This window comes from Streptomyces synnematoformans (genome assembly GCF_039531005.1).
GTDB lineage: Bacteria > Actinomycetota > Actinomycetes > Streptomycetales > Streptomycetaceae > Streptomyces > Streptomyces synnematoformans.
On record NZ_BAAAPF010000013.1, the window covers coordinates 1 to 26,689 of the forward strand.

General features: G+C 71.7%; 20 protein-coding genes. 13 read left to right on the plus strand and 7 right to left on the minus strand.

Translation table 11 applies throughout. The annotated features are described in order from the left end of the window. The 4 genes from ABD317_RS04745 to ABD317_RS04760 form a co-directional block, all read left to right on the plus strand. Nucleotides 1–830 (plus strand): ATP-binding cassette domain-containing protein (locus ABD317_RS04745; RefSeq protein WP_344288123.1); only part of this gene is annotated, 830 nt, incomplete at its 5' end. Then, nucleotides 827–1,888 carry an ABC transporter permease subunit gene (locus tag ABD317_RS04750; RefSeq protein ID WP_199789094.1) on the plus strand — a complete coding sequence of 354 codons (1,062 nt, stop codon included), beginning with the start codon at nucleotides 827–829 and terminating at the stop codon, nucleotides 1,886–1,888. The genes ABD317_RS04745 and ABD317_RS04750, both read left to right, overlap by 4 nt. A 12-nt stretch (nucleotides 1,889–1,900) precedes the next feature. Next, nucleotides 1,901–2,869 (plus strand): aldo/keto reductase, encoded by a 969-nt coding sequence (locus ABD317_RS04755; protein ID WP_344288127.1) that lies wholly within the window; start codon nucleotides 1,901–1,903, stop codon nucleotides 2,867–2,869. Between the two features lie 2 nt (nucleotides 2,870–2,871). Further along, nucleotides 2,872–3,699 carry an amidohydrolase family protein gene (locus tag ABD317_RS04760; RefSeq protein ID WP_344288129.1) on the plus strand — a complete coding sequence of 276 codons (828 nt, stop codon included), beginning with the start codon at nucleotides 2,872–2,874 and terminating at the stop codon, nucleotides 3,697–3,699. A gap of 84 nt (nucleotides 3,700–3,783) precedes the next feature. Here the strand turns inward: ABD317_RS04760 and ABD317_RS04765 are convergent, their stop codons facing one another. The 5 genes from ABD317_RS04765 to ABD317_RS04785 form a co-directional block, all read right to left on the minus strand. Then, nucleotides 3,784–4,455: an FCD domain-containing protein gene (locus ABD317_RS04765; RefSeq protein WP_027757086.1), complete on the minus strand. Its 672-nt coding sequence runs from the start codon at nucleotides 4,453–4,455 to the stop codon at nucleotides 3,784–3,786. 236 nt (nucleotides 4,456–4,691) lie between these two features. After that, entirely contained in the window at nucleotides 4,692–6,314 is a 1,623-nt protein-coding gene (locus ABD317_RS04770; RefSeq protein ID WP_344288132.1) for a glycerol-3-phosphate dehydrogenase/oxidase, read from the minus strand. A 5-nt stretch (nucleotides 6,315–6,319) separates the two neighbouring features. After that, nucleotides 6,320–7,846: a glycerol kinase GlpK gene (gene glpK, locus ABD317_RS04775; RefSeq protein WP_344288134.1), complete on the minus strand. Its 1,527-nt coding sequence runs from the start codon at nucleotides 7,844–7,846 to the stop codon at nucleotides 6,320–6,322. An 85-nt stretch (nucleotides 7,847–7,931) separates the two neighbouring features. Further along, complete coding sequence (locus ABD317_RS04780; protein ID WP_344288136.1) at nucleotides 7,932–8,729, minus strand: MIP/aquaporin family protein; 798 nt, start codon at nucleotides 8,727–8,729, stop codon at nucleotides 7,932–7,934. 187 nt (nucleotides 8,730–8,916) lie between these two features. Continuing rightward, complete coding sequence (locus tag ABD317_RS04785) at nucleotides 8,917–9,681, minus strand: IclR family transcriptional regulator (RefSeq protein ID WP_344288138.1); 765 nt, start codon at nucleotides 9,679–9,681, stop codon at nucleotides 8,917–8,919. 258 nt (nucleotides 9,682–9,939) lie between these two features. Between ABD317_RS04785 and metH the strand changes: the two genes are divergently transcribed. The 4 genes from metH (at nucleotide 9,940) to ABD317_RS04805 (ending at nucleotide 17,944) form a co-directional block, all read left to right on the plus strand. Continuing rightward, nucleotides 9,940–13,482 carry a methionine synthase gene (metH, locus tag ABD317_RS04790; protein ID WP_344288140.1) on the plus strand — a complete coding sequence of 1,181 codons (3,543 nt, stop codon included), beginning with the start codon at nucleotides 9,940–9,942 and terminating at the stop codon, nucleotides 13,480–13,482. Between the two features lie 118 nt (nucleotides 13,483–13,600). Then, nucleotides 13,601–14,338, plus strand: a complete 738-nt coding sequence (locus ABD317_RS04795; RefSeq protein ID WP_344288142.1) for an HAD family hydrolase — start codon at nucleotides 13,601–13,603, stop codon at nucleotides 14,336–14,338. A 340-nt stretch (nucleotides 14,339–14,678) separates the two neighbouring features. Beyond that, nucleotides 14,679–16,283: an ABC transporter substrate-binding protein gene (locus ABD317_RS04800; RefSeq protein WP_344288144.1), complete on the plus strand. Its 1,605-nt coding sequence runs from the start codon at nucleotides 14,679–14,681 to the stop codon at nucleotides 16,281–16,283. Nucleotides 16,284–16,342: 59 nt separating this feature from the next. Then, nucleotides 16,343–17,944 carry an ABC transporter substrate-binding protein gene (locus tag ABD317_RS04805; protein WP_344288146.1) on the plus strand — a complete coding sequence of 534 codons (1,602 nt, stop codon included), beginning with the start codon at nucleotides 16,343–16,345 and terminating at the stop codon, nucleotides 17,942–17,944. Nucleotides 17,945–18,033: 89 nt separating this feature from the next. Here the strand turns inward: ABD317_RS04805 and ABD317_RS04810 are convergent, their stop codons facing one another. Continuing rightward, nucleotides 18,034–18,705: a response regulator gene (locus tag ABD317_RS04810; protein ID WP_027757095.1), complete on the minus strand. Its 672-nt coding sequence runs from the start codon at nucleotides 18,703–18,705 to the stop codon at nucleotides 18,034–18,036. 32 nt (nucleotides 18,706–18,737) lie between these two features. Then, nucleotides 18,738–19,796, minus strand: coding sequence for a RecB family exonuclease (locus tag ABD317_RS04815; RefSeq protein WP_344288149.1), 1,059 nt, complete (start codon nucleotides 19,794–19,796; stop codon nucleotides 18,738–18,740). Nucleotides 19,797–19,950: 154 nt separating this feature from the next. On the opposite strand from ABD317_RS04815, the gene ABD317_RS04820 reads away from it, so the two are divergent. The 5 genes from ABD317_RS04820 to dop all read left to right on the plus strand — a co-directional run bounded on the left by ABD317_RS04820 (nucleotide 19,951) and on the right by dop (nucleotide 26,571). Continuing rightward, entirely contained in the window at nucleotides 19,951–21,069 is a 1,119-nt protein-coding gene (locus tag ABD317_RS04820) for a site-2 protease family protein (protein ID WP_234020285.1), read from the plus strand. 27 nt (nucleotides 21,070–21,096) lie between these two features. Then, the gene (locus tag ABD317_RS04825) at nucleotides 21,097–22,002 is read left to right on the plus strand and encodes a tRNA (adenine-N1)-methyltransferase (protein ID WP_344288151.1); all 906 of its coding nucleotides are present in this window, start codon (nucleotides 21,097–21,099) and stop codon (nucleotides 22,000–22,002) included. Nucleotides 22,003–22,178: 176 nt separating this feature from the next. Then, nucleotides 22,179–22,757, plus strand: coding sequence for a hypothetical protein (locus ABD317_RS04830; RefSeq protein WP_344288153.1), 579 nt, complete (start codon nucleotides 22,179–22,181; stop codon nucleotides 22,755–22,757). A gap of 291 nt (nucleotides 22,758–23,048) precedes the next feature. Beyond that, nucleotides 23,049–24,815, plus strand: a complete 1,767-nt coding sequence (gene arc, locus ABD317_RS04835; protein ID WP_344288155.1) for a proteasome ATPase — start codon at nucleotides 23,049–23,051, stop codon at nucleotides 24,813–24,815. Between the two features lie 244 nt (nucleotides 24,816–25,059). Next, nucleotides 25,060–26,571 carry a depupylase/deamidase Dop gene (gene dop / locus ABD317_RS04840; RefSeq protein ID WP_344288157.1) on the plus strand — a complete coding sequence of 504 codons (1,512 nt, stop codon included), beginning with the start codon at nucleotides 25,060–25,062 and terminating at the stop codon, nucleotides 26,569–26,571. Nucleotides 26,572–26,689: the final 118 nt, after the last annotated feature.

Sequence of the window (26,689 nt, forward strand, 5' to 3'; positions counted from 1 at the left end):
CGGAGCCCGTGCTGCGGGCGCGGGCGCTGGCCGTGGCCGGCGCGTACGTGCCGCTGGACCTCGCCGTGCGCGCCGGCGAGATCGTCGGCCTCGCCGGCGCCGCCGCCAGCGGGAACACCGCGATCGGCGAGACCCTCGTCGGCATGCGGGCCCCCGACGACGGCGCGGTCGAGGTGCGCGGCGCCGCCGTGCGCACCGGCAGCGTGCCGCACGCGCTGGAGGCCGGCATCGGGTACGTGCCCGAGGACCGGCACCAGCAGGGCCTGGTGCCCGGCCGCAGCGTCGCCGAGAACGCCACGCTCACCGTCGCCGATCAGCTCGGCCCGTACGGCACCGTGCTGCCCTCGCGCACCCGCCGGTTCGCCCAGCGCATGATCGAGTCGCTGGACATCAAGACCTCGGGCCCCGGCCAGGACGTCGACGGGCTGTCCGGCGGCAACCAGCAGAAGGTCGTCATCGCCCGGGCGCTCGCCCGGGACCCCGGCGTGCTGGTGGCGATCAAGCCGACCGCGGGCGTGGACGTGAAGTCCAAGGACGCGCTGCTGGGCGTCGTCCGCCGGGTGGCCGAGAGCGGCAGCGGCGCCGTCATCGTCTCCGACGAGCTGGACGACCTGCGCGTCTGCGACCGCGTGCTCGCGCTCTTCCACGGGCGCGTCGTCGCGGAGTTCGGCGGCGGCTGGACCGACCGGGAGCTGGTCGCCGCCATGGAGGGCATCGAACCCGGCCACCGTGAACGGCCGGACCACGCCGGCCGGCCCGACCGCGACCGGCCCGGCCGGCCAGACCAGTCAGACGAACCGGACCAGCCGGAGAAGGGGCAGGAAGCATGACAGGGCCAACGTCGACAGCGCGGCCGGCCGCCGCGACCGAGGGCACCGCGGCGGTGGAGAAGAAGCCGCAGCTGCAGCTCGGCGGCCTGGAGATCGATCTCGGCCGCTGGCGCGACTTCTCGCTCGTGCCCGTCATCTTCGTGCTCGGCGTGATCGGCTTCATCGTCTCGCCCGCGTTCCTGACCTCCGACAACCTCATCGGCGTCGTCCAGCAGTCCACCGAGCTGGGGCTGCTGGTGCTGGCGCAGGCGCTGATCCTCATCAGCGGCCGGATGGACCTGTCGCTGGAGTCGACGATCGGCGTCGCACCGGTGATCGCCCTCTGGCTCGTCCTGCCCGCCGAGGGCGGCCGGTTCACCGGTATCGAGCTGCTGCCGTCCGGCACGTCGATCTTCCTGTGCCTCCTGGTCGGCGCCGTCATCGGCCTCTTCAACGGCTTCCTCATACTCAAGCTCAGGGTCAACGGCTTCATCGCCACGCTCGGCATGCTCGTCATGCTGCGCGGCCTGCACGAGGGCATCACCGGCGGCAAGTCGATCATCGAGGTGCCCGAGTCCTTCGCCTACCTCGGCAAGGAGAGCTGGCTCGGCGTGCCCGCCGCCGTCTACGTCTGCCTCGGCCTGTACGCGATCGGCGGCCTGATGCTGGGCTACCTGCGGCACGGGCGCGCCCTGTACGCCATCGGCGGCAACCCGGAGGCGGCGCGCGCGGCCGGCATCCGGGTGGACCGCATCACGTGGATCGTGCTGGCCATCGGCGGCATGCTCGCCGCCTTCGCGGGCGTGCTCTACACCGGCCACTACGGCTCGGTCTCCGCCGGCCAGGGCAAGGACATGATCTTCCAGGTGTTCGCCGCGGCCGTCATCGGCGGCATCAGCCTGCGCGGCGGCCGCGGCACCCTCTTCGGCGCGCTGACCGGCGTGCTGACGCTCCAGCTCGTCATCAACGTGATGACGCTCGCCGGCGTGCCGGCGGAGTGGACGAAGTTCCTCAACGGGGCGATCATCATCGTCGCCCTGGTCGTTTCCCGGTTTGTCAGCGGCGAGAAACAGGACTGAGAGAGGCGGCGGATGCGCCCCATACCCAGGCTCGGCCTCGGCTGCGCCAACCTCGGCAACCTCTACCGGGCGATGCCGGACGCCACGGCGGCCGAGATCGTCGACACCGCGTTCGCGCACGGCTACGGCTACTTCGACACCGCGCCGCACTACGGCGTCGGGCTGTCGGAGGAGCGCCTCGGCCGCGCGCTGGCGGGCCGGCCGCGGGACTCGTACACCGTGTCCACCAAGGTCGGCCGGCGGCTGCGGGCCCTCGGCCCCGGCGAGACCGAGCCCGCCCACGACTTCGTCGACACCCCCGCCCGCGGCCGGGTGTGGGACCTCGGCAGGGACGGGATCCGGGCGACGCTGGAGTCGTCGCTGGAACGGCTGGGGACCGACCGCGTGGAGATCGCGTACCTCCACGACGTCGAGAACCACCTGCCGCAGGTGTACGAGACCGCCTTCGCCGCGCTCGCGGAGCTGAAGGCGGAGAAGGTCGTCGGCGCCATCGGCTTCGGCATGAACTACAGCGACCACCTGGGCCGGCTCGTCGCCGACCTCGACGTCGACGTGGTGCTGTGCGCCGGCCGCTGGACGCTGCTGGAGCGCAGCGCGTACGACGACCTGCTCCCGGTCTGCGAGCGGCGCGGCACCGCCGTCGTCGTCGGCGGCGTCTACAACACCGGGCTGCTCGCCGACCCGCGGCCCGGCGGGCGCTACCACTACGGCGCGGCACCGGCGGAGGTGGTGGCGCGGGCGCGCGGCATCGCCGAGGTGTGCGGCGAGTTCGGGGTGCCGCTGAAGGCGGCCGCGCTGCGCTTCCCGTTCGCGCACCCGGCGGTCGTCTCGGTGGTCCCCGGCGCCTCCCGGCCGCGGGACGTCGTGGAGAACGCGGAGATGTTCGCGTACGACATCCCCGCCGGGCTCTGGCCCGCGCTCGTCGAACGCGGGCTCCTCGACGCCGACCTGCCGCTGCCGACGACGCCCGCGGGAGGCTGACCGTGCCGCGCATCGACGCCCACCACCACCTCTGGGACATCACCCGGCGCCCGCAGCCGTGGCAGAACGGCCCCTGGGCCGACCCGCTGCGGCGCACCTTCACCCTCGCCGACCTGCGGCCGCATCTCGACGAGCACGGTGTCGACGCCACGGTGGTGGTGCAGTCCTCGTCCTCGTACGAGGAGTCGCTGGAGCTGTGCCGCGAGCCGGACCCGCCCGTGGGCCTGGTCTGCGGCTGGCTCGACCTGACCTCGCCCGCGCTGGACGGGGACACCTTCCTCCACCAGCCGCCGCGGTTCCAGGCGCTGCGCCACCAGGTGGCCGACGAGCCCGACCCGCGGTGGCTCGAACGCCCCGACGTGCTGCGGGCGCTGGGGCTCGCGGGCGCGGCGGAGTTCGCCTTCGACCTGCTCGTGACCCCGCGGGAGCTGCCCGCCGCGATCGCCGCCGCGCGCGCGGTGCCGCAGACCCGGTTCGTGCTCGACCACGCGGGCAAGCCGCCGATCGCGGCGGGGGAGTGGCAGCCGTGGGCGGACCTGGTCGCGGAGCTGGCCCGGCTGCCGCACGTCAGCTGCAAGCTGTCCGGGCTGGTCACGCAGGCGGACTGGGAGAACTGGCGGCCGGCGGACGTGCTGCCGTACGCCCGGCACGTGATCGACGTGTTCGGGCCGGAGCGGATCCTGTTCGGCTCGGACTGGCCGGTGTGCACGCTGGCGGCCACGTACGGCCGCGTGGTCGAGCTGGCCGAGGAGGCGACGGCGGACCTGACGGCGGCCGAGCGGGAGGCGGTGTTCGGCGGCAACGCCCGCCGCATCTACCGTATGGACTGACGCCCGAGCCGGGCGCCGCGGCCGGTCCGCCGCCGCGCCCGGCGTCGCCGCATCGCGGCGTCACCGCGTCACCGCGTCACCGCGTCACAGCGTCCGGCGCAGCCACTGCTCCACGCTCGCGATGTGCACCGTCGCCCAGGACCGCGCCGCCTCCGCGTCCCGGCCGCGCATGGCCTCAAGGATCGCGCGGTGCTCGGTGAGCGTGCGCCGTACGGCGTCCTCCTGCGTCAGGCCGCGCCAGATCCGGGCCCGGGCCGTCGGCCCCGACAGCCCCTCCAGCAGCGAGCTGAGCACGGAGTTCCCCGACGCCTGCACGATCCGGCGGTGGAACTCCAGGTCGGCGCGGACCAGTTCCTCCACCGACGGGTCCTCGCCCAGCTCGGCCAGCTCCGCCTCCAGCGCGTCCAGCTCCTGTTCCGCGATGCCGGTGCAGGCCAGGGCGGTGGCGGCGGGCTCCAGGATCCGGCGTACGGCCAGCAGCTCCAGCACGGTGTCGTCGCGGTGGAAGTCGACGACGAAGCTCATCGCCTCCAGCAGCAGCTGGGGATCGAGGCTCGTGACGTACGTGCCGTCGCCCTGCCGCACGTCGAGGATGCGTATCAGCGCGAGCGCGCGCACCGCCTCGCGCAGCGAGTTGCGGGACAGGCCGAGGTCGGCCGCCAGCTCGCTCTCCTTGGGCAGCCGGTCGCCCGGCCGCAGCTTCCCGGAGACGATCATCCCTTTGATCTTCTCGATCGCCTCGTCCGTGACCGCCATCTCGCCGCCCTCCCTGACCCAGACATCCGATGTCTGCGCGCCTCCATTATGACCCGCGTGTGGCCTGCGGGCCCCACGGGACGGCACGAATCGCACCGGGGGCGGGCTGGGCGGGGGAGAGGCGCCTCCGCGGTGCCCCTCCCCCCGGTCAGCGGACCGCTGCCGGCCGCTGTGCCTGCCTGTCTGTCTGCCTGCCCGTCTGTCTGTCTGCCCGTCTGTCTGTCTGCCCGGCCGGGTCAGGCCTGCTTGCGCGCGAGCAGCTCCCGCACCCGCGCCCGCACCGCGCCGGTGTCCAGACCGCGGATCGTCACCGTCGTCCGGCGGCGCAGCACGTCGTCCTCCGTCTCGGCCCACTCGTGGTCGCGAGCGTAGACCACCTGCGCCCAGATCTCGGGCCCATCCGGGTGAATGCGCTCGCCCAGGTCCGGGTCGTCGTTGACCAGGCGGGCGATGTCGAAGGACAGAGACCCGTAGTGCGTGGCCAGCTGGCGGGCGGTGTCGGGGGCCATGCGGTGGCCCGGGTCGCGGTCGACGAGCAGCCGGTGCGCCACCGCGTCGGGATTTGCCACGCCGGGCAGCGGGGTGTGCCGTACCAGGGACTTCACCGGCTGCATGTCCTCGGCGATCGCGCCGCCGTGCTCCCCGGCGAGCCTGCTCAGCACCATCCGGCCGATGTGCCGGTACGTCGTCCACTTGCCGCCCGCCACCGACAGCATGCCGCCGGAGCCCTCCGTGACGACCGTCTCCCGCCTGGCCTGCTCCGTGCCGCCGGGCCCGCCCGGCAGCACCCGCAGCCCGGCGAAGGTGTACGTCACGAGGTCGGGCGACAGGTCCTCGGCGGCCACCGACAGCGACGCCTCGTCGAGGATCTGCGTGATGTCGGCGTCCGTCGGGCGCACGTCGGCCGGGTCGCCCTCGTACGCCTCGTCCGTGGTGCCCAGCAGCAGCTGGTCCTCCCACGGCAGCGCGAACGTGACGCGGTACCTGTCCACCCACGTCGACATCGCGGCGCGCCACGGCGAGCGCCGCCGGAGCACGACGTGCGCGCCCTTGGAGAGCCGGATGGACGGGGCCGCGGCCGGGTCCTCCATGCGCCGCAGGTGGTCCACCCACGGCCCGGTGGCGTTGAGCACCAGCCGGGCGTCCACGCCGAACTCGGCGCCGCTCAGCCGGTCCCGCAGCTCCGCCCCCGTCACCTGGCCGTGGGTGAACCGCAGCCCGGTGACCTCGGCGTGGTTGAGGACGACGGCGCCGGCGCCGACCGCGGCCCGTACGGTCATGACCGCCATCCGCGAGTCGTTCATCTGGTGGTCGCCGAAGACCGCGACCGCCTTGAGCCCCTCCGTGCGCAGCGCGGGGACGGCCCGGGCCGCGCGGCCGGGGGTGATGAGGTGTCCGACGCCGTCGCGGAAGGCGGACAGCGCGGAGTACGCGAAGACGCCGGCGCCGAGCTTGGCGGCGCCGTGCGGGCCGCCCTTGTAGAGCGGCAGGTAGAAGGGGAGCGGGTTGACCAGGTGCGGCGCTACGTCGCGGGCCAGCACCCGGCGCTCGTGGTGGTTCTCGGCCACCAGCTTCACCGCGCCGTTCTGCAGGTAGCGGATGCCGCCGTGGACGAGCTTGGAGGACGCGGACGAGGTGGCGCCGGCGAAGTCGCCGGCGTCCACCATCGCCACCCGCAGGCCCGACTGCGCGGCGTGCCAGGCCACCGAGGTGCCCAGGATCCCGCCGCCGATGACCAGGAGGTCGTACGTCGCCCGGTCGAGCAGGTCCCGCGTCTCCGCGCGGCCCGGGGTGCGGCCGGCAGTCGGGTGCGTCCCGAGCGCGGGTATCGCGGCTGGGACGGTCTGCGGGAGGGTCATCGTCGCTACTCCTTGTCCTCGATCCAGCCCATGGTGCGCTGGACCGCTTTGAGCCAGTCGTTGTACTCGCGTTCCCTGGTGGCCTCGTCCATACGCGGAGTCCACTCGGCGGCGCGCCGCCAGTTGGCGCGCAGCGCGTCGGTGTCCGGCCAGAAGCCGACGGCCAGACCGGCGGCGTAGGCGGCGCCCAGGCAGGTGGTCTCGGCGACGAGGGGGCGGACGACGGGGGCGTCGAGGACGTCGGCGAGGGTCTGCATCAGCAGGTTGTTGGCGGTCATGCCGCCGTCGACCTTCAGCGAGGTCAGCTCGACGCCGGAGTCCTTGGTCATCGCGTCGACGATCTCGCGGGTCTGCCAGGCGGTCGCCTCCAGCACCGCACGCGCCAGGTGGGCCTTGGTCACGTACCGCGTCAGGCCCGCGATCACCCCGCGGGCGTCGTCACGCCAGTAGGGCGCGAACAGGCCGGAGAAGGCGGGCACGAAGTAGGCGCCGCCGTTGTCCTCGACGCTGAGCGCCAGGGTCTCGATCTCGGCGGCGGTGGAGATGATGCCCATCTGGTCGCGCATCCACTGCACCAGGGCGCCGGTGATGGCGATGGAGCCTTCCAGGGCGTACACGGCGGGCTGGTCGCCGATGCGGTAGCCGACGGTGGTCAGCAGCCCGTTCTCCGAGTGGACCGGCTCGTCGGCGGTGTTCATCAGCAGGAAGGTGCCGGTGCCGTAGGTGGACTTGGCCTCGCCCTGGGCGTAGCAGGTCTGGCCGAACAGGGCGGCCTGCTGGTCGCCCAGCGCCGAGGCCACCGGGATGCCGGTGAGCGTGCCGGAGGCGGCGCGGCCGTAGACCTCCGCGGAGGAGCGGATCTCGGGCAGCACCGCGGCGGGCACGCCCATCGCGTCGAGGATGCCCGCGTCCCAGTCGAGGGTCTCCAGGTTCATGAGCATGGTGCGGGAGGCGTTGGTGACGTCGGTGACGTGGACGCCGCGTCCGGGGCCGCCGGTGAGGTTCCAGATGACCCAGGAGTCCATGGTGCCGAAGAGGATGTCGCCGGCCTCGGCGCGGGCGCGCAGGCCGGGGGTGTTGTCGAGGAGCCAGCGGATCTTGGGGCCGGCGAAGTAGGAGGCCAGCGGCAGGCCGGTGGCGGCGCGGAAGCGGTCCTGGCCCTCGGCGCCGCCGAGCTGGCGGCAGAGTTCCGCGGTCCGGGTGTCCTGCCAGACGATGGCGTTGGCGACGGGCTCGCCGGTGTGCTTGTCCCACAGCAGGGTGGTCTCGCGCTGGTTGGTGATGCCGATGGCCTTCACGTCCGCGCTGGTGATGCCGGCCTTGGCGACGGCGCCGTCCACGACCTGCTGGACGTTGCGCCAGATTTCGGCGGCGTTGTGCTCGACCCAGCCGGGCTTGGGGAAGATCTGTTCGTGTTCCTTCTGGTCCACCGACACGATCCGGCCGTCGGTGTCGAACACGATGCACCGGCTGGAAGTCGTCCCCTGGTCGATAGCCGCAATGAACGGGCCTGCGGTGTGTGCGTCGGTCATGTCGCTCCGATACGTCGTTGTTTCGGCTTGGGTCGGGGTGCAGCCGTGCGCCGTCCCGCCCGGCGGCCGGGCGGGACGCGCCGGCTCAGGCGAAGGCGAGTTCGTAGAGTCCGCCCGCGAGGGCGCCGCCGATCAGCGGGCCGACGATGGGGACCCACGCGTAGCTCCAGTCGGAACCGCCCTTGTTGGGCAGCGGCAGCAGGGCGTGGACGATGCGCGGCCCGAGGTCGCGCGCGGGGTTGATGGCGTAGCCGGTGGGGCCGCCGAGGGAGAGACCGATGCTGGCCACGACCAGAGCGACGATCAGCACGCCGAGCGGGCCGAGGCCGTTGCCCTCCTGGTTGAGGCCCTGGGTCAGGATGGCGATGACGAGGACGAAGGTGCCGATGATCTCGGTCATCACGTTCTGCACCGGGTTACGGATCTCGGGGCCGGTGGAGAAGATGCCGAGCACCGGTCCCGCGCCCTTCTCCATGGCCTCGATCGCCTTGGGCTCCCCGTCCCGGCGATCGCCGACCACCTCCGGGTCGGTGAGGTGGTCGCGGAACTGGCCGTAGTACGCCAGCCATACCAGCGCCGCGCCGATCATCGCGCCGAGCGTCTCGGAAGCGATGTACAGCGGCACGTCGCCCCAGTCGGTGTCGCCCTTGATCGCCAGACCGAGGGTCACCGCCGGGTTGAGATGGGCACCGGACACGCCGGCGGCCACGTACGCCCCGGTCATGACCGCGAAACCCCAGCCGAGGGAGATAGCGACCCAGCCCGCCTGGTATGCCTTGGACTTCTTGAAGGTGATGGCGGCGACCACGCCGCCACCGAGGAGGATCAGCAAGGCCGTTCCCACGACCTCGCCGGTGAAGATATCCCAGTTGGACGGGTTCATCCCGCGACTCCTTTGTCCTGGGTTGTCCGTATGTGGATCACGGTCCGCGAATAACACCATACGTCAAAACTGTCGTCAGGCGTTCGACAATGCCGACCGGTGCACGGCAGTGTTCCGCCACGTCACAGGCACGTCAAGGGCCGGTGACGGGAAAACAAAGGAATCGGCGACGCGGGGGCCGCCGCGCTCAGAAGCGCCCGGCGCCCAGGTCCCGGGCCACCGCCCGGGCGCAGTCGCGCACCGCGGCCACCAGATCGGGCCGCAGTTCCCCGCCGGGGCAGAGGCGCTCCACCGCGCCGGTGACGCCCACCGCGCCGACGGGCATGCCGCGGCGGTCGCGTACGGGGGCGGCGACGGAGGCGATGCCGTCCCAGGTCTCCTCGACGTCCGAGCCCCAGCCGCGGGCCCGGGTCAGCTCCAGGATCTGTTCGAATTCGGCCGCCTCCGTGACGGTGGCGGGCGTGAGCGCCTTGCGGTCGCCCTCCGCGGCCTCGGCGTGCGCCACCGGGTCCACGGCGCACAGGACCTTGCCCAGCGCCGTGCTGTGCAGCGGCTGCATGGCGCCTATCTCCAGCACCTGCCGGCTGTCGTCGGGCCGGAAGACGTGGTGGACGATCAGCACGCCCTGGTGGTGCAGCACGCCGAGGTGGACGCTCTCGCCGCTGGCGCGGGCCAGGTCGTCGGTCCAGGGCAGGGCGCGGGCGCGCAGCTCGTGCACGTCGAGGTAGCTGTTTCCCAGCCGCAGCAGCTCGGCGCCGAGCTGGTAGCGCCCGGAGACCGGGTCCTGCTCGACGAACCCCTCCTGCTGCAGCGTGCGCAGGATGCCGTGCGCCGTGCCCTTGGCCAGGCCCAGCGTCGAGGCGATGTCCGACAGGCCCAGCCGCCGATCTCCTCCGGCCAGCAGGCGCAGCACCGCAGCCGCTCGCTCGAGCGACTGGATGTTCCGTGCCACGGAAGGTCCTCCTCCATAAGACCGCTGGGTCGACAATGCTGAACAGTATCGGTCATTGTCACGCCGCAGGGGGGCGGTCTGGGAAGACCCCGGAAGGGGCGAACCTGCCCGAGCCCGCCGGAAAACCCTGCAAACCGGCAGGGTCCGGGTAGTGGGACAGCCCGCGCCGCACCGCCTCAGGCCGATACCCTGGGGCCGTGCACCGGTCCCTCGCGGGCCGCGCATAGCCGACAGCCGTCGCAACGAGGGAGTATCCCCATGGCCTCGCAGCCAGCCCAGCCCGCAGCCAGCCAGCAGACCCGCGCCGCCGCGCTCCGCGAGGCACTCGCCTCCCGCGTGGTGGTGGCCGACGGCGCCATGGGCACCATGCTCCAGGCCCAGGAACCCACGCTGGCGGACTTCCAGCAACTCGAAGGCTGCAACGAGATCCTCAACGTCACCCGCCCCGACATCGTGCGCTCGGTGCACGACGAGTACTTCGCGGCCGGCGTCGACTGCGTGGAGACCAACACCTTCGGCGCCAACCACGCCGCCCTTGGCGAATACGACATCGAGGACCGGATCTTCGAGCTGTCCGAGGCCGGCGTGCGCATCGCCCGCGAGTCCGCCGACGCGCACACCGCCGGCGACGGCCGGCAGCGCTGGGTCCTCGGCTCCATGGGCCCGGGCACGAAGCTGCCGACGCTGGGCCACATCGGGTACGGCACCCTGCGTGACGCGTACCAGCAGAACGCCGAGGGCATGATCGCCGGCGGCGCCGACGCACTGCTCGTCGAGACCACGCAGGACCTGCTGCAGACCAAGTCCGCCGTCCTCGGCGCCCGCCGTGCGCTCGCCGCCACCGGCGCCGACCTGCCGCTCATCTGCTCGGTGACCGTCGAGACCACCGGCGCCATGCTGCTCGGCAGCGAGATCGGCGCCGCGCTCACCGCGCTGGAGCCGCTGGGCATCGACATGATCGGGCTGAACTGCGCCACCGGCCCCGCCGAGATGAGCGAGCACCTGCGCTATCTCGCCCGGCACTCCCGGGTGCCGCTGTCCTGCATGCCCAACGCCGGGCTCCCGGTCCTCGGCAAGGACGGCGCCCACTACCCGCTCACCCCCGGCGAACTGGCCGACGCCCAGGAGACGTTCGTACGCGAGTACGGGCTGTCCCTGGTCGGCGGCTGCTGCGGCACCACCCCCGAGCACCTGCGGCAGCTGGTCGAGCGGGTGCGCGAGGAGCGGCCGGCCGAGCGCACGCCCCGGCCCGAGCCGGGCGCCGCGTCGCTGTACCAGACGGTGCCGTTCCGCCAGGACACCTCGTACCTGGCGATCGGCGAACGCACCAACGCCAACGGCTCGAAGAAGTTCCGCACCGCCATGCTCGAAGGCCGCTGGGACGACTGCGTGGAGATGGCCCGCGACCAGATCCGCGAGGGCGCCCACATGCTGGACCTGTGCGTCGACTACGTCGGCCGCGACGGCGTCGCCGACATGGCCGAGCTGGCCGGCCGCTTCGCGACCGCCTCGACGCTGCCCGTCGTGCTGGACTCCACCGAGGTCGACGTGATCCGCGCCGGGCTGGAGAAGCTCGGCGGCCGGGCCGTCATCAACTCCGTCAACTACGAGGACGGCGACGGCCCCGACTCGCGCTTCGCGCGTGTCACCGCGCTCGCCCGGGAGCACGGCGCCGCGCTGATGGCGCTGACCATCGACGAGGAGGGCCAGGCGCGCACCGCCGAGCACAAGGTCGCCATCGCCGAGCGGCTGATCGCCGACCTCACCGGCAACTGGGGCATCCACGAGTCCGACATCCTCATCGACTGCCTGACGTTCACCATCTGCACCGGCCAGGAGGAGTCCCGCGGCGACGGCGTCGCCACCATCGAGGCGATCCGCGAACTCAAGCGCCGCCACCCCGACGTGCAGACCACGCTCGGCCTGTCGAACATCTCCTTCGGTCTCAACCCCGCCGCCCGGGTCGTGCTCAACTCCGTCTTCCTCGACGAGTGCGTCAAGGCCGGCCTCGACTCGGCGATCGTGCACGCCAGCAAGATCCTGCCGATCGCCCGGCTGGCGGAGGAGGAGGTCCAGGTCTGCCTCGACCTCATCCACGACCGGCGCCGCCCGGCGCAGGGCGACGAGCCCGCGTACGACCCCCTGCAGCGCCTCCTGGAGCTGTTCGAGGGCGTCGACACCAAGTCGATGAAGGCCGGCAGGGCCGAGGAGCTGGCCGCGCTGCCGCTCGCGGAGCGGCTGAAGCGGCGGATCATCGACGGCGAGAAGAACGGCCTGGAGGCCGACCTCGACGCCGCCCTTGAGGAGCGGCCGGCCCTGGACATCGTCAACGAGACGCTGCTCGACGGCATGAAGGTGGTCGGCGAGCTGTTCGGCTCCGGGCAGATGCAGCTGCCGTTCGTGCTGCAGTCCGCCGAGGTGATGAAGACCGCGGTCGCCTATCTGGAGCCGCACATGGAGAAGGTCGAGGACGGCGAGGGCGGCTCCGGCAAGGGCACGATCGTGCTGGCCACCGTGCGCGGCGACGTGCACGACATCGGCAAGAACCTCGTCGACATCATCCTGTCCAACAACGGCTACAACGTGGTCAACCTCGGTATCAAGCAGCCGGTCTCGGCCATCCTGGAGGCCGCCGAGGAGCACGCGGCGGACGTGATCGGGATGTCCGGGCTGCTGGTGAAGTCCACGGTGATCATGAAGGAGAACCTGGAGGAGCTGAACCAGCGCCGGCTGGCCTCCCGCTTCCCGGTGATCCTCGGCGGCGCCGCGCTCACCCGCGCGTACGTCGAGCAGGATCTCCACGAGGTCTACGAGGGCGAGGTCCGCTACGCCCGCGACGCCTTCGAGGGGTTGCGCCTCATGGACGCCCTCATCGGCGTCAAGCGCGGCATCCCCGGCGTCGAGCTGCCCGAGCTGCGCCCCCGCCGGGTACGCGCCGCCACGCCCGCGCCCGCCGAGCCGGACGAGGGCGCTCCCGCCCGCTCCGACGTGGCCACCGACGTCCCCGTGCCGGCCCCGCCGTTCTGGGGCACCCGGGTCGTCAAGGGGATCCAGCAGGCCGACTACGCCTCCTGGCTGGACGAGGGCGCGCTGTTCAAGGGCCAGTGGGGGCTGAAGGCGCCGCGCGGCGGCGACGGCCCCTCGTACGAGGACCTGGTCGCCACCGAGGGCCGGCCGCGGCTGCGCGGGCTGCTGGACCGGCTGCAGACCGGAAACCTCCTGGAGGCGGCCGTCGTCTACGGCTACTTCCCGTGCGTCTCCAAGGGCGACGACCTGATCGTCCTGGGCGAGGACGGCAGCGAGCGCACCCGCTTCACCTTCCCGCGGCAGCGGCGCGGGCGGCGGCTGTGCCTCGCGGACTTCTTCCGGCCGGAGGAGTCCGGCGAGACGGACGTCGTCGGGTTCCAGATCGTCACCGTCGGCTCCAGGATCGGCGAGGCCACCGCCGAGCTGTTCGCCGCCGACTCGTACCGCGAGTACCTGGAGCTGCACGGGCTCTCCGTGCAGCTCGCCGAGGCGCTGGCGGAGTACTGGCACGCGCGGGTACGCGCCGAGCTGGGCTACGGCGGCGAGGACCCGGCGGAGATCGAGGACATGTTCGCGCTGAAGTACCGCGGCGCCCGGTTCTCGCTCGGCTACGGCGCCTGCCCGGACCTGGAGGACCGGGCGAAGATCGCCGGGCTGCTGGAGCCGGAGCGGATCGGCGTGCAGCTCTCCGAGGAGTTCCAGCTGCACCCGGAGCAGTCCACGGACGCGATCGTGATCCACCACCCCGAGGCGAAGTACTTCAACGCCCGCTGAGCGCGCCCCGGCCGTCTCGCCGGGCGCATTCCGGACCGTCGGCCTACACTGGTCCGTCCGGAACAGGCCGGTCGCCGCTGGCGGCCGGCCTTTGCGCCCCTTCGAGGGAGGTGAGCGGATGACCAGCAGCATCCCCGCTGAAGGCACCCGAACGGCCGAGGGCACCGCCCCGGTCCGCCGCGTGCGCTCCGCCCGCGGGACGACGCCGCAGGCCGTGCTGCTCGACATGGACGGCACCCTGGTCGACACGGAGGGCTTCTGGTGGGCCGCCGAGGTCTCGGTCTTCGCCGAGTTCGGCCACACGCTGAACGAGGAGCAGCGCCAGGTCGTCGTCGGCGGCCCGATGTCGCGCAGCGCCGCCTACCTCATCGCCTCGACCGGCGCCGACATCGCGCTGCCCGAGCTGACCACCCGGCTGAACACCCGCTTCGAGGAGCTGGTCGACGGCAACGTGCCCCTCATGCCCGGCGCCCGCCGGCTGCTCACCGAACTCGCCGCGCACGACGTGCCCACGGCCCTGGTCTCCGCCTCCCACCGGCGCATCATCGACCGGGTGCTGCGCTCGCTGGGCCCGGAGTCCTTCCAGTTCACCGTCGCCGGCGACGAGATCCCGCGGACGAAGCCCCACCCCGACCCGTACCTGCACGCCGCCGCCGCCCTCGGCGCCGACCCGCGGCGCTGCGCCGTGGTGGAGGACACCCTCACCGGCGTGACGGCGGCGGAGGCGGCCGGCTGCGCCGTCGTGGCGGTGCCGTCGGTGGCGCCCATCGAGCCCGCGCCGGGACGGCACCTCGTGCGCTCCCTCACGGAAGTCGATCTCCCTCTTCTCCGCTCCGTGGTCGAGCGCCTCCGGTGAGAAAGCGGCGGAGAAACTCCGCGCAGCGGCACATGTATTGTGCGTGACGAAAGCTCTTACCCCATTGCGGCTGCGGGGCGCGGATTCGACAGGGTGAGCTTTCTCACGTGCACAGCTCTCGACAGGCAGGGTGGACTGTGCTGAAGGCGGCCTGAGAGGTCCCTGTCGGGCCGCCCTGTGCCCGGTTTGATGAGGGTTCGCGGCCATTGTTCCCGCGTCCGGTTATCGGCAGAGTGCCGGGCGTAATCGGCGCGTGATTCCTTCTCAACTTCCCTGCTGCCCGGCCCGGCTGGGTGCTGCGGCTAATCTCTCCGGGGACGTCAGAGGGAGAAAGCCGACCATGATTCGTAAGTCGTTGGTGCTGCCCGCACTGCTGGGTATGCTCGCCCCGGTTCTCGCCTCCTGCGGCATGGTGGGCGGCTCCGGCGGAGACGGCGACGCGATATCCGTGGGCACCACCGACAAGCTGGAGCTGACGGACGAGAACCCCGCCCCGCTCGACCCGGCGACCGCGTACGACATCAACTCCTGGAACGTGCTGCACAACACCTTCCAGACGCTGATGCGGATGCCGCGTTCGGGCTCGGAGCCCGAGCCCGACGCCGCCGAGCAGTGCGTCTTCACCGACCGGCGCAGCGAGCAGTACCGCTGCACGCTCCGCGACGGCCTGACGTTCACCAACGGCCACGACCTGACGGCCGAGGACGTGAAGTTCTCGATCGAGCGGATGCTGAAGATCAAGTACCCCAACGGCCCGTTCTCGCTGCTCACCAACGTCGACACCGTGGAGACCCCCGACGCGCGGACCGTCGTCTTCCACCTCAAGACGCCGGACGCGACGTTCCCGCTCAAGCTCGCCACCCCCGCCGCGGCCATCGTCGACAGCGAGGTCTACGAGAAGGACCAGCTCTACGAGGGCTTCGAGATCGCCGGCTCCGGCCCGTACAGCCTGCGGGTGGAGCACGACGACGACGTCGCCACCAAGGCCGTCTACAGCGGCAACGACGACTACAAGGGCGAGGTCGAGCGGCAGAACGACGCGGTCGAGGTCCGCTACTTCGACAGCTCCAAGAGCATGGAGGACGCCATCACCGGCGGCGACATCGACGTGATGAGCCGTAGCCTGAAGCCGGAGCAGATCAACCGCCTCGACGACGCCACCGACGGCGACATCAGACTCTACGAGACGCCCGGCGCGGAGATCGCCTACCTCGTCTTCGACGTGCAGAACCCGACCGTCCGGGACCGGGCCGTACGCCAGGCGATGGCCGAGGTGATCGACAGGACGAAGCTCGCACGCGGCGTCTACCAGCGCACCGTCGACCCGCTCTTCGCGATGATCCCGCGCGGCATCATCGGCCACAACACCTCCTTCCACGACGCCTACGGCGACCGCCCGGACGTCGACAGCGCCCGCGAGCGGCTGCGGGAGGCGGGCGTCGAGACGCCCGTCAAGCTCACCCTGAACTACACCACCGACCACTACGGCGAGACGACGAAGACCGAGTTCGAGGAGCTGCGCGACCAGCTCAACGAGTCCGGACTCTTCGACACCACCATCAAGGGCGAGACCTGGGAGACGTACAAGAAGGACTACGCGGAGAACCGCTACGCCGTGTACGGCCTGCACTGGTACCCCGACTTCCCGGACCCCGACACGTTCACCGGACCGTTCGTCGGCGAGGAGAACTTCACCTACAACAACTACTCGAGCGCCATCATCGAGGACCTCATCCCGCGGACCCGCCAGGAGGCACAGCGGGAGCGCACGACGGACAGCTTCGAGCAGATCCAGGACGTCCTCGCCATCGACGTCCCGTACCTCCCGCTCTGGCAGGGCAAGCAGTACATCGCGGCGCGCGACACCGTCACGGGGGCGGAATGGGCGCTCAACTCGTCGTCGACGCTGCAGCTGTGGGAGCTGCGGCGCGGACTGGGCGAGTAGGGGCCACCGGCAGTGCCGCGCCGGCAGAGAACCGACCCCGAGTGAAGGAACCCACACACGTGAACAAGGCTGTCCAGCGGCTCGCCCCACCCCTCGGCGCCGCCATGGCCACCGTCCTGCTCGCCGCCGGCTGCGGCTCGGACTCCGGATCGGGGGCCGGCTCAGGCGACGCGGTGGTGATGGGGATGACCGACGAGGTCACGGCCATCGACCCCGCGGCGGGCTACGACCCCGGCTCCTGGCTGGTGTTCAACAACGTCTTCCAGTCCCTGCTGAGCTTCCCCAAGGGCGCCACGGAGCCCGAGCCGGAGGCGGCCGAGGAGTGCTCCTTCGAGGACGCCGACAGCCGCGTCTACACCTGCACCCTGCAGGACGGGCTGACGTTCTCCAACGGCTCGGAACTCACCTCCGAGGACGTGAAGTTCTCCTTCGAGCGCACCCTCGGCATCAACGACCCCGCGGGCCCCGCCATCATGCTCGACTCGATCGAAACGATCGAGACGCCCGACGAGCGGACCGTGACCTTCCGGCTGGGCTACCCCGACGCGACCTTCCCCATGAAGATCGCCTCCGGCGCCGGGTCGATCGTCGACAGCGAGTCCTACCCCAAGGACAAGCTCCGCGAGGGCGACAAGGCCGTCGGCTCGGGACCGTACAGGCTGGACTCCTACCAGGAGGGCAAGGAGGCCGTGTTCTCCGTCAACTCCGGCTACCAGGGCACCGCCGAGGTGCAGAACTCCGGGATGACGCTGAAGCTGTACGGCGGCGGCAACGGCGACGACGAGCTGAAGGCGGACCTGGAGAACGGCGACGTCGACCTGGCCTACCGCGGCCTGGCGATGCAGGACATCGCCGAGCTGCAGGACCAGACCGGGGCCGGCCAGAAGATCCAGCTCGTCGAGGGCACCAGCGCCGAGGTGCAGCACCTGGTCTTCAACATGGACGACCCGGTCGCCGGCAACCCCGCGGTGCGCAAGGCGTTCGCGTACCTCATCGACCGCAACGCGCTCGTCCGCGAGGTCTACCAGGGCACCGCGGAGGAGCTGTACTCGATCGTCCCGGCCGGCATCACCGGCCACAACACCGCCTTCTACGACACCTACGGCGACCGGCCCGACCCGGCGAAGGCCGAGCAGGTGCTGCGTGACGCGGGCGTCGACGAGAAGGTGCGGGTGACGCTGCACGCCACGCCCGAGCGCTACGGGCCCGGCACGGTGCCGGCCTTCAAGCTGATCGCCAAGCAGCTCAACGACAGCGGGCTGTTCGAGGCGGACGTGGAGTCCGTGCCGCTGGACGAGTTCGAGAAGGGCGTCGCCCAGGGCGCGTACGGCGTGTACGTCAAGGGCTGGGTGCCGGACTACCCGGACCCCGACAACTTCACCTCGCCCTTCTTCGGCGAGGGCAACGTGCTGGCCAACAACTACGACCCGGGCCGCATCACCGGGGAGCTGATCCCGGCGGCCGCGGCGCAGTCGGAGCGCACCGCCACCGTGGACGCGTACGGCGAGCTGCAGGACATCGTCGCCGACGAACTGCCGGTGATACCGCTGTGGCAGGGCAAGCAGTACGCGGCGGCCAAGGAGAACATCCTCGGCCTGGAATGGACGCTGGACGCCTCGACGGTCTTCCGGTTCTGGGAGATCTCGAAGGGCGCGGAGTGACCGCCCACCGGGCCCGGTGACGCCCCTCCCGGCCTGATCCGTGCCGCCCCGGCGAGCGGAGTCCTCCGCGGCGGAAGACTCCCGGTCCCTCAGGACCCGCCGGGGCGCACCAGTCCGCTCTCGTACGCGTACACCGCGGCCTGCACCCGGTCGCGCAGGCTCAGCTTGGTCAGCACGTGGCCCACGTGCGTCTTGACGGTCGTCTCGCTGACGAACAGGTCGGCGGCGATCTCCGCGTTCGACAGCCCGCGGGCCACCAGCTTGAGCACCTCGACCTCGCGCTCGGTGAGCGTGTCCAGGGAGTCCGGCACGTCCTGCTCGCCCGTCGGCAGCTTGGTCGCGAACTTGTCGAGCAGCCGCTTGGTGATGCTCGGGGCCAACATCGCGTCCCCCGCGGCGACCACGCGGATCGCCTGCACCAGCTCGCCGGCCGGCGCGTCCTTCAGCAGGAAGCCGCTGGCCCCGGCGCGCAGCGCCTCCACCACGTACTCGTCGAGGTCGAAGGTGGTCAGCACCAGCACCTTCGCGGGGCCGTCCCGGCCGGCGCCGGTGATCTGCCGGGTGGCCTCCACGCCGTCCATGCGGGGCATCCGGATGTCCATCAGCACCACGTCCGGCTGCAGCGCCCGGACCTGGTCGAGCGCCTGCAGCCCGTCGCCGGCCTCGCCGACGACGGCGATGTCCTGCTCCGCCTCCAGGATCATGCGGAAGCCGGTGCGCAGCAGCGGCTGGTCGTCGACGAGCAGGACGCGGATGGCCACAGGGTCTCCTCTTCCTCGGCCGGACCGGACTGTCAGGCGGTGTCCATTCTGCCCTGTCCGGCGTCCCCGTCCCCGGCCGGGCGGGGCTGCGGCAGGCCCGGTGCGGCCGGGTCGGGGACGGGAAGCGGATACGGCGGCGGGGTGCCGCCGAAGGACGGGCAGGCGGCCTTGAAGTCGCACCAGTCGCAGAGCCGGCCGGGCCTGGGCCGCCAGTCGCCGCTCTCCGTCGCCCGCTGGATCGCCTGCCACAGGGCGTGCACCTTGCGCTCCACGCCGCGCAGGTCGGCCGCGTCCGGGTCGTACGTCAGGACGTCGCCGCTGCCCAGGTAGACCAGCTGCAGCCGGCGCGGGACGCTGCCGCGCAGCCGCCACAGCACGAGCGCGTAGAACTTGATCTGGAACAGGGCGTCGGCGGCGTACTCCGGGGGCGGCGCCTTGCCGGTCTTGTAGTCCACGACCCGGACCTCGCCGGTCGGCGCCACGTCGACGCGGTCGATGACGCCGCGCAGCTTCAGCCCGGAGGCCAAGACCGTCTCCACGAACAGCTCCCGCTCCGCGGGCTCCAGCCGCACCGGGTCCTCCAGCGTGAACCACCGCTCGACGAGCTGCTCGGCCCCGGCCAGCCACTCCGCCAGCCGCGCCGCGGCCCCGTCCGGCCCGTCGCCGTCGCCGCCGCCCCCGTCACCGCCGCCCCCGTCCGGGGCTGCCGCGCCCGCGCCGTCCGTCTCGTCGGCCCCGTCCGTGAACAGCTCCGCCAGCTCCGGACGGTCCGCGAGCATCCGCTCCCACGCCGGCGCCACCAGCGCCCGCGCCCGCGGCGGCGTACGCTCGGCAGCAGGGGCGTCGAAGAGCCGCTCCAGCACCGCGTGCACCAGCGTCCCGCGGGCCGCGGAGGCGCGCGGCTTCTCCGGAAGCCTGTCGATCACCCGGTAGCGGTACATCAGCGGGCAGGTCATGAAGTCCGCCGCGCGGGAGGGAGACAGCGCCTGGGGCGGCGCCGGGGCCCGTGGGCCGTCCGGCCGGGCGTCCTCCCCGGGCGGCGGCGGGACGGGGTCCACGGGGTGGTTCCCGGTGTCGGTGCGGGTACTCATGGTGTACGACCCTAGGGCCCGGCACCGACATCCGGCGGCATACCATGCAGGCCGGGCGGTGGGCAGGAAACGGGGCGCCGCGAACGGGCAGGAGTGGGATTTCGTGAGCGAGGAGCGCAGGGGCGATCGGCCCGGCCGCGGCGGCGGCATCCTCATGGGCCGCCCCTTCGGCGTGCCCGTGTACGTCGCCCCGAGCTGGTTCGTCGTCGCCGCGCTCATCACCTGGGTCTTCGGCGGCCAGCTGGAGCGGGTCCTGCCCGACCTGGGCGCCCTGCGGTACCTCATCGCCCTGTTCTTCGCCGTCGCGTTCTACGCCTCCGTACTCGTCCACGAGCTGGCCCACACCCGCGTCGCGATCCACTACAAGCTGCCCGTCCGCCGTATCCAGCTGCAGTTCTTCGGCGGCGTCTCGGAGATCGAGAAGGAGTCGGAGACCCCGGGCCGCGAGTTCTGGCTCGCGTTCGCGGGCCCCCTGCTCTCGCTGGTCCTCGCCGGCGGCTTCTTCGGCGCCCTGCAGCTCGTCGAGGAGGACACGGTGCCCGCCGTGCTGCTCGCGGCGCTGACGATCTCCAACTTCATCGTGGCCGTCTTCAACCTGCTGCCCGGCCTGCCGCTGGACGGCGGCCGGATGCTGCGCGCCCTGGTGTGGAAGGTCAGCGGGAAGCCCATGACCGGCACCGTCGTCGCCGCCTGGGTGGGCCGCGCGCTGGCCGTGGCCACGCTCATCGGGCTGCCGCTGTTCACCCACTCCCGGGCGTCCGACCCCGGCAGCTTCGACACCGTCACCGACGCCCTGCTGGCGGCGATCCTGGCCGCGATCATCTGGACCGGCGCCGGCAACAGCCTGCGCATGGCCCGGCTGCGCGAGCGGCTGCCCGACCTGCGCGCCCGCGCGCTCACCCGCCGGGCGGCGCCCGTCACCGCCGACACCCCGCTGTCCGAGGCGCTGCGCCGGGCCGACGCGGCCGGCGCCCGCGCCCTCGTCGTCGTCAACGGCCGCGGCGACCCCACCGGCGTCGTACGCGGCGCGGCCATCGCGCAGACGCCCGCCCACCGCCGCCCCTGGGTGGCCGTCAGCGCGCTCTCGCAGGACCTCACCGACGAGATGAAGGTCTCCGCGGAGCTGACCGGTGAGCAGCTGCTCGAACACCTGCGCGAGAGCCCGCACAGCGAGTACCTCGTGCTGGAGGAGACCGGCCACATCTACGGCGTGCTCGCCACCGCCGACGTCGAGCGCGCCTTCGTCGCCGCGATGGCCCGCCCGCAGCCCTGACCTCCCCCGGCCGGTAGGCTGAGCGGCATGTCCGAGCCGACCGGTGCCGCCCGCCGCCGCGGGCCCTTCCAGGTCGGGGACCAGGTACAGCTCACCGACCCCAAGGGCCGCCACTACACGTTCACGCTCGAAGCCGGGAAGTCCTTCCACACCCACAAGGGCTCCTTCCCGCACGACGAGCTGATCGGCGCCCCCGAGGGAACCGTCGTGCGCACCACGGGCAACGTCCCGTACCTCGCGCTGCGCCCCCTGCTCCCCGACTACGTCCTGTCCATGCCGCGCGGAGCGGCCGTCGTCTACCCCAAGGACGCCGGCCAGATCCTGGCGTTCGCCGACGTCTTCCCCGGCGCCCGCGTGGTCGAGGCGGGGGTCGGCTCCGGATCGCTGACCAGCTTCCTCCTGCGGGCCGTCGGCGACAGCGGCATGCTGCACTCCTACGAGCGCCGCGCGGACTTCGCCGACGTCGCCCGGCAGAACGTCGAGCGCTACTTCGGCGGCCGGCACCCCGCCTGGCAGCTCACCGTCGGCGACCTGCAGGACAACCTGTCCGACACGGACGTCGACCGCGTCGTGCTCGACATGCTCGCGCCCTGGGAGTGCCTGGACGCCGTCGCCAAGGCCCTCGTGCCCGGCGGCATCCTCTGCGCGTACGTCGCCACCACCACCCAGCTGGCCCGCACCGTGGAGTCCATCCGCGAGCACGGCAACTTCAATGAGCCGCAGGCGTGGGAGACCATGCTGCGCAACTGGCACGTCGAGGGCCTGGCCGTACGCCCCGACCACCGCATGATCGGCCACACCGGCTTCCTGCTCACCGCCCGCAGGCTCGCCGACGGCGTCGAGCCGCCGCTGCGCCGCCGCCGGCCCGCGAAGGGGGCGTACGGGGAGGACTACACCGGCCCCGGCGGCCAGCGGGCGCCCGCGGCGGGCTGACCCGGCACGGCGGCAGCCCGGCAGCGGCCCGGCGGCGGCACAGAGGAAGCACGGAAGAAGGCACAGAAGGGCACGGAAGCAGCCAGGAAGCGGCATGGGCCGTTCCGCGGGCGGCCGGGGTATGACACCATGCTGCCCTCCCCACGGCCCTCCCAGCCCTCCCAGGAGCCTCACCCGTGCAGTCTCTGCCCGGCGCCGACCTCCCGCACACGCACCCCCGCGCGGTGCACTGGATCGCCACCGCCGCCGCCATGGCCGGCGCCATCGCCCTCGCCGCGCTCATCCAGCCCCCGACCGTGGCCGCCGGCAACGACGGCGCCGGCGGCCACGCCGGCAGACCGGCGCCCGGACCGGACGCCACCGCCGTCACCTACCCGGTGGACTGCGCGGACACCGAGCCGGAGGTCGTCAGGCACGGCTCGGCCGACTTCGACGCCGACGGCCGCGCCGAGACCGTGGCCGTGGTGCGCTGCCGCGCCGCCGCCGGCACCCCGCCCAGCGGGATGTACGTGGTGTCCGCCGCCGCGAAGCCCGGGCAGTCACCGAGCGTGACCGAAACCCTGCTCGACCCCGGCGAGGGGATGAGCGTCGGGGAATTCGCTGTCCGCGAAAACGAGATTTCGGCCACCCTCCTCGGCTACTCCTCGCCCGACGTCCCCCGCAGCAAGCCGGACAAGCAGCGCAAGGTGACCTGGACGTGGGAGAACGGCCGCTTCCGCCTGACCGCGGAACCGGTGCCCGGCACCCGGGTCTGAGCCGCTCCCGGCACCCACGCCGCACCGCCTTCCCGCCGGTGGCCGGAACGGCCGGGAGGCCACTCGTGGTCCCGCTGCAATTCCAGGCACCCTGGGCGGGTGTTGAGCGTTGTAGACGAAACAAATGGCTGCTTTCCGATGTTGCTGATTGGGTATTTGCCTGGCGTGAGGACGGGCGCACGGGTGAAGATCGGATGCACCCCGACCGTCTTTGTGATCTAGGGGTTTCAAGTGGGACGCGGCCAGGTAGGGTCAGGAAGCGTCCAGCTCCCCTTGGAGGAGGTGAGGACCGTGGCAGCCCACGACGACGACACCAACCGCGGCATCCGGCCGGGTCGAGGGTCCGAAGACCCTGCCGGTCAGGTCGCCTACCTTGAGCAGGAGATCGCCGTCCTGCGACGAAAGCTCGCCGACTCGCCGCGACACACGAGGATCCTCGAAGAGCGCATCGTCGAGTTGCAGACCAACCTCGCCGGAGTGTCCGCGCAGAACGAGCGCCTGGCCAACACTCTCCGTGAGGCCCGCGACCAGATCGTCGCCCTCAAGGAGGAAGTCGACCGGCTGGCCCAGCCGCCCGCCGGCTTCGGCGTCTTCCTGGAGGCGAGCGACGACGGCACGGCCGACATCTTCACCGGCGGCCGCAAGCTGCGGGTGAACGTCAGCCCCAGCGTGGAGCTGGAGGAGCTGCGCCGCGGGCAGGAGCTGATGCTCAACGAGGCGCTGAATGTGGTCGAGGCCATGGAGTTCGAGCGCTCCGGGGACATCGTCACCCTGAAGGAGATCCTGGAGGACGGCGAGCGCGCCCTCGTGATGGGGCACACCGACGAGGAGAAGGTGGTGCGGCTGGCCGAGCCGCTGCTGCACACCACCATCCGCGCCGGCGACGCCCTGCTGCTGGAGCCCCGCTCCGGGTACGTCTACGAGGTCATCCCCAAGAGCGAGGTCGAGGAGCTGGTCCTCGAAGAGGTCCCCGACATCGACTACACCAAGATCGGCGGCCTGGGCAACCAGATCGAGCTGATCAGGGACGCCGTCGAGCTGCCCTACCTCTACCCCGACCTCTTCAAGGAGCACGAGCTGCGGCCCCCCAAGGGCGTGCTGCTCTACGGCCCGCCCGGCTGCGGGAAGACGCTGATCGCCAAGGCGGTCGCCAACTCCCTGGCCAAGAAGGTCGCCGAACACACCGGCCGCCCCGCGGGCAAGAGCTACTTCCTGAACATCAAGGGCCCCGAGCTGCTGAACAAGTACGTCGGCGAGACCGAGCGGCACATCCGCCTGGTCTTCCAGCGGGCCCGGGAGAAGGCCAGCGAGGGCACCCCCGTCATCGTCTTCTTCGACGAGATGGACTCCCTCTTCCGCACCCGCGGCTCCGGCGTCAGCTCGGACGTGGAGAACACCATCGTCCCGCAGCTGCTCTCCGAGATCGACGGCGTGGAGGGCCTGGAGAACGTCATCGTCATCGGCGCCTCGAACCGCGAGGACATGATCGACCCCGCCATCCTCCGCCCCGGCCGCCTCGACGTGAAGATCAAGATCGAGCGCCCGGACGCCGAGGCCGCGAAGGACATCTTCTCGAAGTACCTGACCCGGACCCTGCCGCTGCACGCCGAGGACATGGCCGAGCACGGCGGCTCGCCGGAGGCCACGGTCGACGCGATGATCCAGTCCGTCGTCGAGCAGATGTACGCCGAGTCCGAGGAGAACAGGTTCCTGGAGGTCACCTACGCCAACGGTGACAAGGAAGTGCTGTACTTCAAGGACTTCAACTCCGGCGCCATGATCGAGAACATCGTGGACCGCGCCAAGAAGATGGCCATCAAGGCCTTCCTCGACCACAACCAGAAGGGCCTGCGCGTCTCCCACCTGCTCGCCGCCTGCGTCGACGAGTTCAAGGAGAACGAGGACCTGCCCAACACGACCAACCCCGACGACTGGGCCCGGATCTCCGGAAAGAAGGGCGAGCGGATCGTGTTCATCCGCACCCTCGTCACCGGAAAGCAGGGCGCGGACACCGGCCGGTCGATCGATACCGTGGCGAACACCGGTCAGTACCTGTAAATGCGGCGATCCGGCTGCGGGGGGCACCACACGGCCGCCCGCAGCCGGACACGTATTTCCACGGGCACAAACGGACCGGAGCAAAGACTGTAATGATCTCCCCACCGCCGCTAAGGCGTTCTAGGCTCTTCCCCATCGGCGCGTCGCGCAGCGTATCGCCGCAGCGGGGACCACGCGTGCCGCAGACGCAGCGGTACTTGAGTACCGTCCAGGGCCGGGGGCGGTACCGGGCAAGGAGGGCCGCATGACCGTACGGCGAGTAATGGGCATCGAGACGGAGTACGGGATCTCCGTACCGGGCCACCCCAACGCCAATGCCATGCTCACCTCATCCCAGGTCGTCAACGCCTACGCGGCGGCGATGCACCGGGCGCGACGCGCCCGCTGGGACTTCGAGGAGGAGAACCCGCTGCGGGACGCCCGCGGCTTCGACCTCGCCCGCGAGGCCGCCGACGCCAGCCAGCTGACCGACGAGGACATCGGCCTCGCCAACGTCATCCTCACCAACGGCGCCCGGCTCTACGTCGACCACGCCCACCCGGAGTACAGCGCACCGGAGGTCACCAACCCCCGCGACGCCGTCCTGTGGGACAAGGCGGGCGAACGCATCATGGCCGAGGCCGCGGAACGCGCGGCCCAGATGCCCGGCGCACAGCCGATCCACCTCTACAAGAACAACACCGACAACAAGGGCGCCTCCTACGGCTGCCACGAGAACTACCTGATGAAGCGGGAAACCCCCTTCTCGGACATCGTGCGCCACCTGACGCCCTTCTTCGTCTCCCGCCAGGTCTTCGCCGGCGCCGGCCGCGTCGGCATCGGCCAGGACGGCAACGAACACGGCTTCCAGCTCAGCCAGCGCGCCGACTACTTCGAGGTCGAGGTCGGCCTGGAGACCACCCTCAAACGCCCCATCATCAACACCCGTGACGAGCCCCACGCGGACGCCGAGAAATACCGCAGGCTGCACGTCATCATCGGCGACGCGAACCTGTCCGAAACCTCCACCTACCTCAAGCTCGGCACCACCGCCCTCGTGCTGTCCATGATCGAGGACAACTTCATCGCCGTCGACCTCGCCGTCGAACAGCCGGTGCGCACCCTGCACCAGGTCTCCCACGACCCCACGCTGCGCCACCAGGTCGTGCTGCGCAGCGGCCGCACGCTCACCGCCGTCCAGCTCCAGATGGAGTACTGCGAGCTGGCCCGCAAATACGTCGAGGAGCGCTACGGCGCCGACGCGGACGACCAGACCAAGGACGTGCTCACCCGCTGGGAGGACACCCTCAACCGGCTGGAAGCCGACCCCATGAGCCTCTCCGGCGAGCTGGACTGGCTGGCCAAGCTGGAGCTGCTGGAGGGCTACCGGCGCCGCGACAGCCTGGACTGGGACGCGGCCCGCCTGGCCCTGGTCGACCTGCAGTACGCCGACGTGCGCCCGGAGAAGGGTCTGTACAACCGCCTGGCGAGCCGCGGGCGCGTCAAGCGGCTGCTGGCCGAGGAGGACGTCCAGCGGGCCGTGAAGAGCCCGCCCGAGGACACCCGGGCGTACTTCCGCGGCCGCTGCCTGGAGCAGTACGCGGACGACGTCGCCGCGGCCTCCTGGGACTCGGTGATCTTCGACCTCCCGGGCCGCGACTCGCTGCAGCGGGTACCGACGCTGGAACCCCTGCGGGGTACCCGCAACCACGTCAAGGAGCTGCTGGACCGCTGCCGCACGGCGGAGGAGCTGGTACGGGTCCTGTCCGGCGGCTGAAGCCGGGACGGACCGGGCTAAAGGCGGCGCGGAGGGGAATCATCCGGGTGGTCTCCGAGCGTTGAGAGAGCACCGGGCCGATGTCGGGCCCAGCTTGTAGGGTCGGATCTTGCAGGGC